Annotated in this window: 8 protein-coding genes; all 8 read right to left on the bottom strand. The window is 44.4% G+C overall.

Going from position 1 to position 17,560, the window contains the following annotated elements:
• Window positions 1-9 precede the first annotated feature (9 nt).
• Entirely contained in the window at window positions 10-3,660 is a 3,651-nt protein-coding gene (locus GO495_RS11265) for a SusC/RagA family TonB-linked outer membrane protein (protein WP_157299770.1), read from the bottom strand.
• Between the two features lie 337 nt (window positions 3,661-3,997).
• Window positions 3,998-5,014 carry a FecR domain-containing protein gene (locus tag GO495_RS11260; protein WP_157299769.1) on the bottom strand — a complete coding sequence of 339 codons (1,017 nt, stop codon included), beginning with the start codon at window positions 5,012-5,014 and terminating at the stop codon, window positions 3,998-4,000.
• Between the two features lie 163 nt (window positions 5,015-5,177).
• On the bottom strand, window positions 5,178-5,771 hold the full coding sequence (locus GO495_RS11255; RefSeq protein ID WP_157299768.1) for an RNA polymerase sigma factor: 594 nt from the start codon (window positions 5,769-5,771) through the stop codon (window positions 5,178-5,180).
• Window positions 5,772-6,046: 275 nt separating this feature from the next.
• Entirely contained in the window at window positions 6,047-8,122 is a 2,076-nt protein-coding gene (locus GO495_RS11250; RefSeq protein ID WP_157299767.1) for a T9SS type A sorting domain-containing protein, read from the bottom strand.
• A 25-nt stretch (window positions 8,123-8,147) separates the two neighbouring features.
• Window positions 8,148-9,311, bottom strand: coding sequence for a carbohydrate-binding protein (locus GO495_RS11245; protein ID WP_157299766.1), 1,164 nt, complete (start codon window positions 9,309-9,311; stop codon window positions 8,148-8,150).
• A 105-nt stretch (window positions 9,312-9,416) separates the two neighbouring features.
• Window positions 9,417-10,838, bottom strand: a complete 1,422-nt coding sequence (locus GO495_RS11240) for a T9SS type A sorting domain-containing protein (RefSeq protein ID WP_157299765.1) — start codon at window positions 10,836-10,838, stop codon at window positions 9,417-9,419.
• A 286-nt stretch (window positions 10,839-11,124) separates the two neighbouring features.
• The gene (locus GO495_RS11235; protein ID WP_157299764.1) at window positions 11,125-13,311 is read right to left on the bottom strand and encodes a glycosyl hydrolase family 18 protein; all 2,187 of its coding nucleotides are present in this window, start codon (window positions 13,309-13,311) and stop codon (window positions 11,125-11,127) included.
• 83 nt (window positions 13,312-13,394) lie between these two features.
• Entirely contained in the window at window positions 13,395-17,486 is a 4,092-nt protein-coding gene (locus GO495_RS32145) for a glycosyl hydrolase family 18 protein (protein ID WP_157299763.1), read from the bottom strand.
• Between the last annotated feature and the right edge of the window lie 74 nt (window positions 17,487-17,560).

Below are 17,560 nucleotides of genomic sequence, written 5' to 3'. Positions count from 1 at the left end.
CATCTTCTTTTAGATACCTACTTTTAATGAGAGAGTAAATTGCTTTTGAATCGGCTGCGCAACACCTCCTGTATTGAAGAATTCCGGGTCCTGACCTCTCAGTCTTTTATCAGAATAGATCAACCAGGGATTAATAGCTGCAGCAGTTATGGCGATGCTGTTAAATGCCGTTCTATTGAGTACGGAACCGGGTAACAGGTAAGTGAGCGATATCGTTTTCAAACGTATCAGATCTCCTTTAGCCACCCTTGCTGTTGAATAGTTATAGTTATTGTAAGGATATGCCCCTCCTAACAGTGTTTGTTCCAGTCCGTCGAGTATGGAGGGTGTTTGTGTCGCCTTCTCATCACCGGGCATCATCCAGCGGTCATAGAATTCCTTAGGCATTGCGTCCATATCGGAATACGATGTTTTAAAGGCAGGATACATCCTGATCTTATTGCCCCACTGGTAAGTAAGGAACACATTCAGTGATAGTGCCTTATAATGGAATGTATTGGAGAAACCACCTGTTACCGGAGGATCTACCGGTCCTTCGTACACCAGGTTTGCCGTATTCAGGTCCTGCAGGTATACATCCTTGCTCACATCTCCATGCTGGTTAACGAATTGCGGCGCACCGTTTTTAGGGTCCAGACCTTTGTATTGCAGAGAAAATAGTCCTCTTACAGGGTAACCTTCTTTGTTACCACCTTCTGCAACCACCAGGTCAAATATGGCCGGGATGTTCTTGGCATTGGTGATCTTATTGGTATTGTAACCGAAAGTGAAATTGGTTTTCCATCCCCAGTCTTTGCGTTTTATCACATCTCCGCCCAGCATCACCTCTATTCCTTTGGAATCCATATCCGCATAGTTGGCCGCTTTGTATGTTTCACCGCCTATACCGGAAGTTTTTATAATACTGATCAGATCAAAGCTCTTCCTGGTGTAAAGGTCCAGGGCCACGTTCAAACGCCTGTTGAATAAAGTCGCATCCATACCAACATTGGTAGTATATAATTTCTCCCATGTCAGGTCGTCGTTTTGAAGGTGTGCTATCTTAATTACAGATTCCACTTCAGACAGATGCGGCCTGTTGGTATTTACAGTTTTGTATACAATGTTGGAGTTGGTAGCAGGGCCCATACTGGCTGTTAAACCATAACTGGCCCTCAGCGCCAGGTAATCTACCCAGGACAGCTTTTGGATGAATGGCTCCCTGTCCATGTTCCAGGAACCTGATAAGCTCCAGGTAGGCAGCCAGCGCGCATTAGCAGAACGTCCCAGACGGTTGGAACCATCGTAGCGGGTAGTAGCGCTAAAGTTATATTTGTTGTTATAAGCATAAGTGGCCGTGGCATAAAAAGCAGCAAAACGGTCGTAATCCCTGCTCATACCATAGTAAGGGAAATTGCTTTCTATTGTTTGTTTCAGAATGCGGTAATCGGTGAATGGTACACCTCCGTTATCATACTGATAACCATAACCGGTGTTCGCCGCGTTCTGTCTGTCGGCATACTTCACCTGCTGACCTATCATGGCATTCAAACTGTGTTTTTCGCCAACACCGAAGTTATTGGTGTAGTTAAGGCTGTTACGGAAATCGTAGTTGATCAGCTGGTCTTCTGTGCGGTTATAGAATCCACCGTATGGTAATACGACCTGCGGCAACGCATTCGGATTATCCGGGTCTCTGTAAAGGAATTTATTGTTTTCAGCGATGGTCGCATTATCCGCAGCGCGGTAAGCATTTGCCATATTGCTGTTCTCTGTGATCTGGTGTTCGCGGGAAGACTTTACATAACGTAATGCACCTACAAATTCATAACGGAGATTCTTTGCCAGCTTCCAGGAGAAATCTCCCTGCAGGCGTAAATCCATCATGTTCAAATCCAGGTAATTATTCTGCAGTTCATTGATGATGTTGAACGGTGCAAAATTCCTTCTGAAATATTCCAGCTTACCATTCTGATCATATGCAGTGAGCGTACGACTGGTATTTAAGGAGTAACTGAATGGATTGATATCAAAGTCACGGTCATACTGTCCTTCTACAGGATTGCTGGTACGCGTAAGTGCACCCGGCGCTCTTTGCTGACGAACAGAACCCAATACAGAAAATCCGGCATTTACTTTGTCGGAGAGTTTGTAGTTGTTGCGGAAGTTTAAAGTATAACGGCTTACACGGTCAGCGATCGTCCAGCCATTATCATGATAAAAGCTGGTAGAGAAATAAGACTGTGATTTTTCAGTACCCGAAGAAATGCTGAGGGAATGTTCCTGGATGAAACTGGTTTTGAAAAGTATGTTGAACCAGTCCGTATTAGCAGATGCATATCTTAACAGGAACTGGCGTTTAGCTTCCGGCGTATTCTGCAAAGGAAAGTTCCCATTCTCGTCCGCATTCAGCTTTTCATACATTTTGCCATACACACCTATATCACTACGGGAAAGGATATCGGAAGTAAGGCTTCCTTTTCTTTCCAGCTCTGCCAGTACGGACATCTGCTGGGCAGAATTCATGATGTTGTAATTATCATAAGTAGGCTTCAGCTGGGTGCTGAAGTTACCACTGTAAGCAACCATAGGTTTAGTACCAGCGCGGCCTTTCTTTGTAGTGATCACCACTACGCCGTTCATCGCGCGGGCGCCATACAAAGCAGTAGCAGCAGCATCTTTCAGGATATCAAAACTCTCAATATCGTTCGCATTCAACCCTGCTACGGCAGAACCCATCAGCGTAGTAGGGTCACCACTTGACAGCTGATCGTTGGAGATGTTCACTACATCTTCCAGCACAACACCATCGATCACCCATAAAGGTTTGTTATCACCGTTGATGGAAGTAGCACCACGTACGCGGATTTTAGGAGCTGTACCAAACGTACTTGAAACGTTCTGAATAGCAACACCGGCCACGCGTCCTTCCAGCATACGGCTTACATCCGGCATCCCGTCTATTTTCGCATCTTCTGCTTTTATGCGGGTAGCAGCCCCGGAGAATTTATTCTTATCAATATTCTGAAAACCTGTCACTACAACTTCCTGGAGTTTAGTGAGTTTCTCTTTCAGTTGTATTTTCACCAGTCCGCCTTTATAACTGGCCAGGCTTACTTCCTGTTGTTCATAACCGGTAAGGCTGATAATAAGTACAGCATCAGCGGGAATATTTTTAAACTCGAACAAACCATTACCATCTGTAGTAGTTCCTCTGGTAGTGCCTTTTATCATGATGGCAACACCGGGCAGCAATTCTTTTTTCTCAGAAGAAACCACCCCTCTTACATCCTGAAAACGCATGGCTATGCCTCTGTTTCCCTGTGGAGAAAGCATGGCACTTATTTTTTTGTCGCTCTGCCGGATTACAATACGATCGTACAATACAGTATAGGAAAGAGAATAGGGTTTTAATAACTTGTTTAATAAATCACCTACTTTTTCATTGTGTGCATTCACGTTCACCTTGTTTACCGCAACTACTGAATTACCTGCATATATAAATGACACGTCAGCGAGATTACCGATCTTATCCAATGCTTCTTTTAATAATACATCTTTTAATTCCAGCGAAATCTTTCTGTCAAGTGCATCCTGTATGCCTGTTCCGGCTGCCTGCATTTTTGTTGTGATCAGCAGTAGCATTATCAGTTTAAGGAATAGGGTCACCTTTTTATGCATGAGGTTTTGAATTGTTTTGTACATTTCAGGAAATAGATATCCGTTCCCGGTTTTTTCGAAACCAGGGCAATAGCGCACCTACCGCGGTGCGGGGCATAGTTTTTTATTGGATTAACCTAATAGGAATTGGTTAACCAGAGGGCATTGGTCCAGAATACATCATCATTTCGATTTAGTTTGGTTGTTGTGCAATATTGAGTTTACAGCGATTGGTTAACCAGCTGAGGCAGTGAGTGGATTATAAAATCATCACACTATCCGTAGCGATTCAGTACATCTCATAAGGCTATCAAATTCGGTTAACTTTTTCCAGGTTTACTGCTGGATCTTTCTTTACTTAACGACAGTTTCCACCACTAATTAAATATCCTGTTCCACTACTGTCCTTACTGATTTTGGCGTTCAATGATACAGCGATCAGTGTGAGTGCTTTCTCCAGATCATCCACGGTATTAACATCTCCGTAAAAAGCACAGTGTTGTAATTTTTCTTCTACTGTAACATTAATATTATAATACCTCTGCAGGTCGTTTACTACTTTTATTAACTCAGCTCCATCATATATAAATCTGCCTTGCTGCTTTTGTGCATAAAATCTTGCATCATCGGGTGCATCAGACATTTGTAACTGATGTGTGGTTGTGTTATATATCACTCTTTTATTGGCGGTCAGGATTACTTCCTGTGCTTTGTTATTCTTACTGTCGTTGGCATGTACCTGCACCATTCCTGTTAAAACCACTACTCTGGCTTCTCCTCCGTTCCTTGCTTCCATATTAAAGGAAGTACCCAGTACGGTGGTATTGATCAGGGAAGATGCCACTATAAAGGGATATACCGCATTAGGCTGTACTTCAAAGAAAGCCTCACCTGTCAATGCCACCGTTCTTTCTTCTTTTCCAAAATTACCGGTATACCTCAGTGTTGATCCGGGCTCCAGGTATACCAGGGACCCATCCGGCAACTTTAATGTTTTCCGCTGTCTCTCTGCAACGAATACCAGCTGCTTCACGGGTTTCTTCATCACGTTCAGGTATCCTATGCCTGCTGACAGCAGGATAACAGCTGCTGCCGCTGCCACCTTCCAAGGGCGTAGCCATTTGTTACCGGTTTTCACCACGGATAACTGGCGGCTGGCAATGCGCTCATGTATACGCTGAAGGAGCCGCTCCGACACTTCTCTTTCCAGAAGCGGTTCTTCCGTAAACAGGTCTGCATTGTAAGCATCACCTGCTATCTCCTTTAATGTTGTAAGATCATTTTCATTCAAATATTGCAGCAGCCAATCTCTCTCCTCTTGTTTCCAGTTTCTTTCATGCAACAGATGTTTGAGATATTCCTTTCTGTTCTGCACTATTTTGATTGATTATTTAAACTAAATACGGGGGTATACAGAAAGTGGGGGGGTGTAATAGAAGAAATATTGACATATTTTTAAACGTAATATTAAAAGACGTGAGAAGACAGACCTGACGGACGTATTGCATTAAAGTACCGAACACATTTCGTCACTGGTCCTAATCGTGATAATTCAGGAAGAGGAGGAATAAGACAATATATTTATTGTGCTCTTTGTTTTTTTGGATGTAGTCATTTAATTTGACCATTGCGATGGACAGATGTTCCTTTACAGTATTACGGGATATGTTGAGTTCTTCGGCTACCTCATCGTAGGTCTTACCTTCCAGTTTACAGAGAGTTACTATTTTCCGTTTTTTGGGAGAAAGTTGCGCAATGGCTTTTTCTAATAGTTGGTATTGATCTTCATATACATTCTTACGGTCCAGCGAGTAATCATCATCAAAATCAAGGTTCAGGAGTTCCTTGTGGATGGTCTGCTCCCGCAGTTTTTTACGCACATAATCAACTGAGAGGTTAAAACTGATCACAAAGAGCCACCCGGCCACTGACTGGCTGGGATTGATCTCCTTCCGCTTTTCCCACAGTTTGGCAAATACCTCCTGGAGAATGTCTTCTGTTACAATCTGTTCCTTTACAAACTTGAAAATATTCCGGTACACCGCCTGGTGGTATTTCCAATACAGTGTATCAAAAGCGTTTACTTCACCTTGTTGTAACCTAACGACTAACTCGGCATCTTGTGTATTCATATCACGACATTTATATAAATTGTATTTTTATAATACAAATTATATTGCAGTTTAATGGGTCTGGGTATCCAAACAAAAGCTCCATCATTCCGACAGATAAAATAGTAACATTTCTTTTTATTGTTCATTATTTTATAATAAAAAATTAAATTAAGACTATTTAGAATGTATTTAATGCTGATATATTGCCCTTGGCAATATTGGCTCAAAAACAGGAAAGTCATCCCAGGTCGAAACCCGGGATGACCTCCTTCATATAATCCGTCATCTAACGATTAATATTTCACTATTTTCTTCGTCTCTGTAGTCGTTCCGTTAAATATCTTGATTAAATACATACCGGTACCCAGGTTAGACAGGCTCAACTTATCTCCGCTAACGATGCGTTTCAGCGGCAATACGGTTTTACCATCCATAGAGTACACGCTTACGTACAGGGAACCATCCTTAGCAGTGCTGGTAGCTTTTACAACTACTTCATTTACAAAAGGATTTGGTGATACAGCCAGTGCAGACTGTAATTTACTGTCTTCCTCAGCAGTCGCAACTTTCTCTACAGTTCCTACTGCGCTTGCCTTACGGGCTGATCCAGCTGCGCGTACCACTATGGAAGAGGCCCAGTCGTTCAGGTTAACAGTTGTGCCATCGCCCAGACCCACGGTCACCAGGCAGGAGAAATCTGAAGCAGGGAATATGTACGCCGCACCTGTGAAGTTATAATCCTGATAAAGAACTACTTCTAAACCACTTGGTATTTTGATGGAAGAAACATCATCATTTAATACACCAAGAGCGTTCAGTTGTGCAAGCGTATAGCTGCCAACTGGCAGGCTAACAGCATATCCACCATAGTTACAATCTTTGTAAACGGTGGCTGCTGTTGCAGTTGGCGCAGGAACAGTACCTGTAATTGCGTAACTACCCAATGATCCATAATTAGAATAACCATTGGTAGCAGGGTCTCCATAACCGGTACCGGTTACAGCGATGTAGTAAGTACCGGCTGCCAGTGTAGCGCTGAGAGAAGCGGGCAATCCTGAAGGATTAGCGCTGGTCACTACTCCGCCACTGCTGTTGTACAGGGTAGCCAGAATGTCCAGGTTAGGCTGACGGGTAGGTGTGGCAAAATTCAGGGAAATGCTGCCACCACCGGTAGTGAACTTAAAGATGTCCACATCACCGGTACGTTCAATCACCCCTGTGCTGTTCACAGCACCTGAAGCGGTTACAGCCAGTGTAGCTGCAGCACCAATGGTACCACCATAGTCGTCTGTCCTGTAACCAACACCATAAGTAGAACTGGCTATTTTAGCCAGGTCGTCTTCTGTATTGTTGGCACTGGCATATTCACCTTTGCTCCAATGTACAACAGGTACATAATAACCGGCACCCATAATAGGGGCCCAGAGGCCATTACCCAGATAGTAGCCTTCAGCAGGGCTGATACGGCCATCATGAGACAGGCCGAAAGTATGCCCCACTTCATGAGAAGCAGCGTCACCAGCACCCTTTACACCACCATTAAATACCCAGCAAGGTGTTTCATTACCCCAGTTGAAAGATCCAAGATAAGCAACACCACCAGATCCTGGTGCAGCCGTATTTGTTGGAGTAAAGATGCAACGCATTCTCCTGTTGGCAGGATAAGTGTTGTATACTGCTTCGCTGGTAGTGATGTTTAACAGGAATGGACGGTAGTCTTCACTTACCAGTTCCCAAACTTCCTGTTTTTCTGCATCTGTAAGCGTAGAAGCAGCGGCATTAATAGGATTCCCATTATTCCAGTAAGCACTGGTTACATACTGACCGTCAAAGTCCAGCAGTACCACGCCGTTACCACCAGGATAACTTTGCAGATCAGTTACCGCCTGAGCCACCACAGCAGCAGTAGACGCTGTTCTTGCTGTTACAGGGGGAGCTGGTGTATAATCCACACACAGGATAGAATCTACAGGTACTTCTTTCACATAGGCGGTACCGGTATTATCCGTATAATATTTGTATGCCTTCTTTGTTTTACGCAATACGATGTTACCGGTCAGCACACCATTTTTGATATCCAGCACGAAAGAAGAACCAGGTACGTTTTCTATTTCACCAGCTACTAACTCTTCGCCTTTACCATCTGTACGGCGGGCATTCACTTTTCCGGTCAGTACAGTACCTGCATCCACTTTCAGTTCAGCAGCGCTTACCAGTCGGGCGTTAATAGCTTTGGACTGTGATCTGAGATCCTGCAAAATGCCGGCGGTTGAACCTAAACGGTAGGGTGCTTTCTGCTGGCCATGTGTGATGGCAGCAGCCATTAATAAAAAGGCAGTACCTGATATATATTTTAGCATTGTGTTCATAGGGTAAACTGTTTAATGGTTAGTATTAGAGTTTGGTGATCTTGAACCAGTTAAGATTCCAGCCACCTGCCTGGGCATAGATACCGAAGTTATAGGTACCTGCATTGATGGTTACTGTATGAGAAACAGTTGTCCAGTTCTGCCAGCCGCCGGTTGAAGGAATATCCAGGTAACCCAGGATAGTAGAACCGGCGTTCAGGTCCAGCGATAATCTGCCACCGCCATTCAAACTAGCTACACGGTATTCAATTTTGTAAGTACCGGTAGTAGGAATAGTGATAGCGTTGTAAGCCATCCAGTCGCCGGTATCGATATAACCAACATTCAATCCGCCACCTGCATCAGTAGTACCTTCTGTTTGTACACCAGACATAGAGCCGTAAGACTCCGCTTCTACCTGTTTGGTAAAACCGGGGTTGGTGCCACCACCATCCTGGTACACTCTTACATAGTCCACATACATTTTAGCAGGGAATGCGTTGTTATCGATGTTAAAACCAGGCCAGTTACCACCAATAGCGAAGTTCAGCAGGATGAAGAAATCCTTCTGGAATTCTTCTGTTCCACCTGCGTTATTTGCAATATTGATTTCAGTGTACATGGTAGCATCTACAAACCACCTGATATAAGTAGGGGTCCATTCAATAGCATACACATGATAACCGGTAACATTAACAGGTGTGGTAAGACCATAATCAGCCTGTCCGCCATTAGTACCTACCCAGTGTGCAGTACCGTTTACATCGGCATTGTTATTCACATGCTCAAAAATGTCGAGTTCTCCGCATGCAGGCCAGCCTACAGTGCCGATATTACTTCCCAACATCCAGAAAGCAGGCCACGAACCCGAGAATGCAGGTGCTGCTATACGGGCTTCAATTCTGCCGTACGTCCATGATTTCCTCCCCTGTGTTTTCATTCTCACAGAGGTATAGTTAGCACCACCAAAACTTTCGTGTTTGGCATTCAGTACCAGCTGTCCGTTTTCTATTGTGGCATTTTCCTGGCGATAGTATTCCAGTTCATTATTGCCCCAGCCGCCGGCACCGGTTTCAAATACCCAGTCGGGTCCGATAGAGCTGGTAAACTCGTCCTGCCAGACAAGCTGCCAGTTTTGCGCCGAGGCTGCACTGCCGGTGAGTGCCAGCAGGCCGGTTAACAATAGAGGTAATTTTAATGATCGCATCATAAAGGGTTTTGTTTAAATGGTTAAAAAAAAATATGGTTTTCTCTAAAATCCGGGTTATAAAAAAACCCGTCTTACTTTTTGTATGAAGAGTAAGACGGATACTGATTAATTCTTTACAAATCTTTTGGTAATGGTTTTCCCGTTCTTTGTATATACCAGTGTATAAATACCAGCGGCTAATCCGGATACATCTATCCTGTCAGATACTACTTTAAATGCCCGCACAGGACGACCTGCAATATCATATACCTGTATAATGCCTCCGTTCAGTTCAAAGTTGGTATGGACCCTTATTTCATTCGTTGCAGGATTAGGATAGATGGCAAGGTCCGGTGTGGCTATCTTAGCGCTGGCAAGGGCTGCGCTGGCAGTCTGCACTTTCAGTGAGCTGATAATATCATTCCAGCTTTGACTTACCAGGCATGAATTATCTGCTGTAATGGTTAATGAGCTGCCTGCAAAATTATCATCGGAATATACCAGTGTTTTATATCCGCTGTTAACTTTCACAGAAGAGATATCATCATTCAGAATACCATAAGACCTGAGTTTTGTAAGTGTGTAATCACCCAATGGTAAACTGATCCCTAATCCTGTGTAGTTGCAATCCTTATAGAAAGTGACAGCAGGAGTACTGAGCGTACCTCCGCCAAAAACATTCCTGATAGCAGTCGCATAATTAGCCGTACCGGAAGTATTATCAAAATCATCATACAGCCACATGAACCCACCTTTTATAATACTGCTGCATGAATTCTTCCAGGTAGTCAACTGGCTCTGTACCTGTGCGGTTGTTTTTTCTGCATCCCACAAACCGGCATAAACGGGTACGGTACCGAAGCTCCAGTTACAGGGAGCATTACCACTGCCACCGGAATAACATTGCAGGTCTACACGGTCTACCGTACCTGCCCGCTGGTTGTTGGTATTAGTGGCTACGGTGGTCCAGAAAGTTTTATTGGTATAAGGTACCAGGGATACCTTAAAGCCCAGGTTGCCCAGCATCACCGCCAGTGATGTAGCGGAACCAGCGTCATAAGTCAGTTCATCATCAAAAGCAATCGCATCTACAGAAGGGAATGTGTTTTTAAGCGCCTGGAAGTTTTTATACAGCGTACTGGTACTGCCCGTTCCCTGCGCAGCGATCAGGTTCTTTACATTCGCAAATGTGCTGCCGCCCCAGGCACTTAAACAAAACTCTACCCTGTTAATAGTAGAGGGGGCAGACTTCAGCAATGCAATGTCATTTGCAAAGTTGGGATAACTGCTGGCACCAATATAAGCGCCATTCTGAATAAGGGGGAATTCCGCATTAAAATTAAAGTTACCACTGGCATCAATATGTATGGTCCATACCACTACATAAGTAAAGCCGGAATTTCTTAGTTCATTGATGGAATAGCTTCTGTTCTTGTAAATGGGGCCTCCACCGTAAACACCTGACTGAGCCTGCAGGGTATGGGTGCTGATCGCGGCAAAAACAAAAAGAAACAATAGTCTTACGAAGAGTTGTTTTCCTGTGTTCATTGTTTTACTTTTTTATAACGTGAAAAAGATCTGATACCGGCGTGGATGCGGCATCTGTTTGGTTGTTGTGCAGTAAAAAAGAGGGAAGTAAAGTTCTAATCATAGTTACATTTTACCGGTGATGGTTATTCTGAGAGAAAATCTGCCGGGTATTGTACCCAACAGGAGTAAAAAGTTATTGTCTGATAAAAGACCAAATGCGAACTACGTATTGAAGCGATTTTCCGCTCTAACCCGTAGTCCGCAATTGATTCTGTTTAGTTGCCCTAATCCTTAATATGCCTGATTACATGCGAACGATTTTCGCACTTCCTTTGCGTGTGCCGGCAGCATTGGTAGTTTTGATAATGAAGGTACCCTGTGGTACACGACTGATATCAAGACTGATCAATTGCTGACCTTTTGCACCGGCTGTGTATTCTTTGTGTAATACAGGGCTGGTACCGTTTACGCTCCAGATCTCGATGTATACTTTTTCAGCAGCTGCTGCGCCTACCTGAAGCTGCAGGGTTGAACCTGTAACAGGGTTAGGATATGCCACCAGTGTCTGAACAGCAGTAGACTGATCAACGAGATTGTTGGCAGTACTTGCTACTCTTGCACTTGAGCATGCGCCCAGTGGCTGCCACCACCAGTCAGCAGTACCCGGCGTAACATTGTACAGTGAATTGGCAAGACTCTGGTAGAGATAACCATTGTACACCACTTTATCACCAATGTTATAGATAGCAGGATATACTGCATAAGCTGGCACACCTGCACAGTTACCTGTATTACCTGTGTTGCCTGTAACAGTAATACTAACTGCGCCACTTGTAGTAGTTGCACCGGCATTATCAGTAGCGATAGCTGTCAGGGAATAAGTACCTGCTGCAACACTACCCCATGTATAAGAGTAGGGAGAAGCAGTAGCCGTACCCAGTTTAGTGCTGCCATTGTAGAAGTCTACTTTAGCAACAGAGCCATCTGCGTCTGAAGCAGCAGCAGTGATCGTTACTGAAGCAGGCGCTGTGAAAGAGGCACCACCTGCAGGAGAAGAGATACTTACTACAGGAGATACGTTACCCGGATTGGTAGTTCCACCACCGCAATCCGCTACATAGTTCCATACCTGACCATCGCCGGTATGTGTATCCGGCTGTTCATTCTGTGTCCACCATTTAGCAGTATATAATTTGCTGTTGTATACAACCTGCATACCGTTTGTATATACAGAGGCAGCCTGCCAGGCAGCGATACCATTACAGTTACCGCCGCCTGTGCCAGTCACTACGATAGCGATTGTTGCTGACGTTGTCACAGCTCCACCGTTATCAGTAGCCTTGGCAATAAGGCTATAGCTGCCCGCTGCTACATTTGTCCAGGAATAGGTATAGGGACTGGAAGCATCCTCGCCCAGTTTGGTGCTTCCATTGTAGAACTCAACTTTTGTAATACTGCCATCTGCATCAGAAGCATTCGCATTAATTGTTATTGACGCTGGTGCAGAGAACGATGCATTTGCGGCAGGGGAAGTAATGCTTACTACCGGAGATTGATTACCAGGATTATTACCACCGCCTTTTACTATTACTTCATCATGAATAGCAGACAAGAGAGAATAAGTACCCACCGCATCCTGAGATAATTCCCACATCATAATACCACCTGCCTGATCGTAGGCCAGGTCGGTCTTACTTTTGATAGTAGTGATACCATTGTAACCTACACCGCTATACGTATCAGCATAAGGACTTGCTCCTCTTGCTATCAGCGCAGCATAAGACTCCCAGCTTGGACGGCCATAGAAAGGCACACCCAGTACTGTTTTATTAGCTGGTAAACCTCTCCCCTTCCAGTAAGTAATCGATTGCGATGCATAAGCATAAGTAGAATGATCATAGTTGTTATAATCATATGCCATCAGGTTTAAAAAGTCTACCTGCGCAAACACTGAACTGAGAATACTTTCTCCACCAGTACCTACTACCGCTGCTGTTAACAGTTTACCCTGTCCGTGCAGTTTAGTAGCTAACTGAGTCATCAGTGATACGTAATTATTGGCAGAAGTACCTGCATCAGGATATTCCCAATCGATATCAGCGCCATCCAGGTTATACTGGCTCACGAAGCTGGAGATATTGTTAACGAAATTAGTGCGGTAGGTAGTGTTACCTGCCAGTGTTTCGAAACCGTTATCATTACCATCATTCCATCCACCTACAGAGATCATCACCTTTACGCCATTTGCATGTGCAGCAGATACAAGGTTTGACAGCTTGGAAGAGTTGTCAATAGCCTGCAGGCTACCGTCTGTATTAGGCAATAAAAACGCGTAATTGATATGGGTAAGTTTACTGTATTGTACAGCATTTACATCTCCTGCCCAGGAAGGCATATACCCTACTACTTTAAATTGTGCGGATGATAGTAAGGAAGAGATAAGAAAGGCACAGGATAATACACCTGCTCTTATCCATTTTTTTGTTGTCATTGTGCTTTCGTTTGAGGGATAGAATGGTTGTTAAAAATCAAATGCGGACCAGGAATAGTCCGCATTTGATCTCTATATTGTTGTTACATGCGTATCATTTTCGCACTTCCTTTGCGTGTGCCGGTAGCATTGGTAGTTTTGATAATGAAGGTACCCTGTGGTACGCGACTGATATCAAGACTGATCAATTGCTGCCCTTTTGCACCGGCAATATATTCCTTGTGTAATACAGGACTATTACCGTTTACGCTCCAGATTTCCACATAGATCTTTTCAGCAGCAGCTGCAGTAACCTGTACCTGCAGGTTTGAACCTGTAACAGGGTTAGGATATACAACCAGTGTCTGAATAGCAGTAGACTGATCAACGAGGTTATCAGCGGTACTTGCTACTCTTGCACTTGAGCATGCGCCCAGTGGCTGCCACCACCAGTCAGCGGTACCAGGAGTAACATTGTACAGTGAATTGGCAAGGCTCTGATAGAGGTAGCCATTGTACACTACTTTATCACCTACGTTGTAGATAGCAGGATATACCGCATAAGTTGGCACACCGGCACAGTTGCCTGTATTACCTGTGTTGCTTGTTACAGTAATACTAACAGCACCACTTGTAGTAGTTGCACCGGCATTATCTGTAGCGATAGCAGTCAGAGAATAAGTACCTGCAGCAACGCCAGTCCATGTGTAAGAATATGGAGAAGCAGTAGCTGTACCGATTTTAGCGCTGGCGCTATAGAAATCAACTTTAGCGATCGTACCATCTGCATCTGTAGCAGAAGCCGTGATAGTAACAGAAGCCGGTGCTGTGAAGGATGCACTTGCTGCAGGAGAAGTGATACTTACTACAGGAGATACGTTACCCGGATTAGTTCCACCACCGCAATCAGCTACATAACTCCATACCTGACCATCGCCGGTATGTGTATCCGGTTGTTCGTTCTGTGTCCACCATTTAGCAGTATATAATTTGCTGTTGTAAACAACCTGCATACCGTTTGTGTAAACAGCAGAAGCTGACCAGGCAGCGATACCAGCACAGTTACCACCGGTTGTACCATTCACTACGATGGCAACAGTTGAAGATGTTGTAACAGCACCGGCATTGTCTGTTGCTTTAGCTGTAAGGCTATAGCTACCTGCCGCTACGTTTGTCCAGGAATAGGTATAGGGACTGGACGTAGATGTACCTAATAAAGTAGTACCATTATAGAACTCCACTTTTGCGACTGTACCATCTGCATCAGAAGCTGAAGCAGTAATAGAAACAGAAGCAGGTGCATTAAATGTAGCATTTGCTGCAGGAGAAGTAATGCTTACTACCGGCGCCTGGTTACCACCTGTGGTACCAAAGAAATAGGGATAATAGTTGCTTGCAAATTCGCTGTTATTTACCTTGTCCCAGTTGATGGACCAGGTCATGATACCACGCAGACCGGGATAACCGGCAGCTTTGCGCAGTACATAAGTACCACCGTAAGAAGTACCTTTAGTCAGGTAATTCAGTGCTTTCTTCACTTCGGTTGGAGAAGTATATCCACTGCCCGCAGCAGAAGCAGAAGCAGGTAAGCCAAATGCTACCTGGTCTTCGCGTAATGCAGGGAAAGTCTGACTTGTACCAGCCACAGGGAAGCCCTGTAACAACATTTCTGTCATAGATACGATGAAGTCTGCAGTAGAAGAACTGTATACTTTATTATCAAGTCCGTTTACGGAACCTGTATTGTATAACTGAGGCTGGATCCAGGTCAGTTCGTTACGCAGACCATAGATGATTGGCAGGTAAGCGCCTACCAGTGGAGAGTAAGTAGCACCATAGGCCGTTTGTACATAGTAAGTTTCCGGTGCCATTGTCAGCCAGCAGGTCTTACCCTGTCCGGTACGGTAACTGATTACCTGTTTAGCACCAGCTATCAGGTTAATTACCTTAGGTGTGGTTGGAGCAGTGAAGTTGTTATCACCATTGTTTAACTGTAAAGAAGTACCACCTTCAATATCGAGGTCGAAACCATCGAAATTGTAAGTATCCAGTATACCTTCCAGACTGGTGATAAAGGCTTGTTTCTTGGTATCGTTATCCAGTACCAGCGTACCGCTTTCTCCACCGATAGATATTAAGACCTTTCTTCCCTGAGATTGCAGGGTAGCGATATCTGCCTTGATTTCCGCAGCAGTATTCTGATCAGGTGTAAAGCTGAGAGTAGCGTAGTCGCTGGCTGTTGTTACGGCAAAAGCAACTTCAATTACATTGTATCTTGAATCTACATCTTTCAGACGGATGTATGGAGATGAAGAAAGATTCCAGTTCTGCCAGTAACCTACTAATACCTTACCGGTAGAAGGATTGGTTGTACCGGTAGTAACGGTTACAGAAACACTTGAAGAAGTGGTAGAAGCACCACTGTTATCAGTAGCAATTGCTTTAATAGCGTAAGTACCCGCTGCTACATTACTCCATGTATAAGAATAAGGAGAAGTAGTGGATGTACCTAATAAAGTAGTGCCATTATAGAACTCCACTTTAGCAATTGTACCATCGCTGTCTGTAGCAGAAGCAGTGATATTGATGCTGCCCGGAGCAGTGTAAGATGCATTTGCAGCCGGAGCTGTCAGATTTACTACAGGAGCAACGTTGGTAGAAGTACTGCCATCTGCAAATACAGCATTCAGTTTATTTACCAGCGGAGAAGTAGTAGAAGGACAGTAGATCAGTTTGCCTTTGGCAACGGTGTTGCTGGTCATGTTCAGCATATCACCAAATACCTGCCATACGATCACACCTGCCAGGGAATTGTCTTTAATATATTTTGCTTTCTCACCTATTGAACGTTCGTTGTCATAGCTGAGGAAATAGTTGCCTTTGGTTCTGTAAGGCACCTTTGCCACATCATCCCAGTATTCAGTCCAGCCGGAAGAAGCCATTATCGCACTGTAGTTTGGTGTACCATCCCACAGGTTTAAAGCCCAGTTGGTGAAGTCGGCAGAGGTAGATACAGGGCCATCAGGCTGTAATGTTACAGAAGTTTTTACAGTAGCTCCATTTAATGCAGCAGCACTGCTTGTAACGACACCGCGACCATAGAAAGGCGCACCAATGTTCACCTTAGCCATGTTCACATTTAATGTTCTCAGACCTTTTACAGTAGCATCGATAGAGAAACCTGAATATTCAGCACCAGGATAGTCGTATAATGGAGCATTATGACCTGCTTTATTTGACCAGCCACCGTTATAGTCGTAGGTCATCATATTAAAGTAGTTCATTGAATTGTTCAGACGTGGCCAGTCGAAGCCGGAGAGCTTGGAAGGAACAGCTGAGAAAGCGGCAGTGATCAGTTTGTCTGCACCGATAGCAGCTCTTACTGCTTCTACCAGGATAGCAAAGTTGGTGTAATCTGCAGCGCTGTAATGTTCGATGTTCATACCGGGATTACCTGGATATTCCCAGTCAAAGTCGATACCATCAAAACCCATTGTCATCAGTTTTTTACAACCGGCAACAAAGTTGGCGCGTTTGGTAGCATCAGCAGCCATTTCAGGGTAGTGTTTACACATACTCCAGCCACCGATAGAAGCCATTACTTTCACACCTTTCTGGTGAGCCAGGTCAATTACGCCCGGAGCACCGCCCTGTTTTGGAACGGATAAAGGGAAAGCACCGGTAGCGCCGGTATTCACGTTGCTCCAGCCACTGCCGGAGTTACGGTAACCCAGTGAATAGGCATAACTGCCATCAGTAATATAATACAGCGGAGCATCCAGCTCCCCGTATAAAAGGAACATGTCCCAGCTGCTGTAAATGTCTTCATTTACAAGAGCAGCAGGTTCCTGTACAGCACCTACCTGGTAGATGTTCTTATTACGGAAGTCTCCACTATGCAGTGAACCGTCTTTAGCCACCCCAAAGAAAGAGAAATTGAGGATGGTGTACTGGGAATAATCCACGTTCAACTGGTTGTACCCCCCTTTTGGTACAATACCGGCAACGTCCTTCCAGGCATCCCATTGGGTGATGTACCCAATCACCTGTTTCTTATGGTTTTTGGTAGTAGCCGGAACGGTCGGGCTTACCTGGGCATACAATGCCCCATAACCACACAGGGATAAAAGAAGAAGGAAAAAATGCTTTACATAGGCATACGGCAAAGCATTACGAAGAGTAACATTTACTTTCATTATCACTGGTTTTGTTTAGACGATATGGAACTACATTGCTCTTTCTCTAACGGATTATCACTGCAGATAAGGGA

The organism is Chitinophaga oryziterrae, from assembly GCF_009758125.1.
GTDB classification, from domain to species: Bacteria; Bacteroidota; Bacteroidia; order Chitinophagales; family Chitinophagaceae; genus Chitinophaga; species Chitinophaga oryziterrae.
Note: the sequence above shows the minus strand (reverse complement) of the source record. Positions and strands in the feature narration are given on the sequence as shown.

Bases quoted from the DNA above. Each gene is read 5' to 3' on its own strand.
- GO495_RS11250 (WP_157299767.1), bottom strand. From the start codon at position 8,122: ATGAACACAATGCTAAAATATATATCAGGTACTGCCTTTTTATTAATG.
- GO495_RS11245 (WP_157299766.1), bottom strand. From the start codon at position 9,311: ATGATGCGATCATTAAAATTACCTCTATTGTTAACCGGCCTGCTGGCA.
- GO495_RS11235 (WP_157299764.1), bottom strand. From the start codon at position 13,311: ATGACAACAAAAAAATGGATAAGAGCAGGTGTATTATCCTGTGCCTTT.
- GO495_RS11255 (WP_157299768.1), bottom strand. From the start codon at position 5,771: ATGAATACACAAGATGCCGAGTTAGTCGTTAGGTTACAACAAGGTGAA.
- GO495_RS32145 (WP_157299763.1), bottom strand. From the start codon at position 17,486: ATGAAAGTAAATGTTACTCTTCGTAATGCTTTGCCGTATGCCTATGTA.
- GO495_RS11240 (WP_157299765.1), bottom strand. From the start codon at position 10,838: ATGAACACAGGAAAACAACTCTTCGTAAGACTATTGTTTCTTTTTGTT.
- GO495_RS11265 (WP_157299770.1), bottom strand. From the start codon at position 3,660: ATGCATAAAAAGGTGACCCTATTCCTTAAACTGATAATGCTACTGCTG.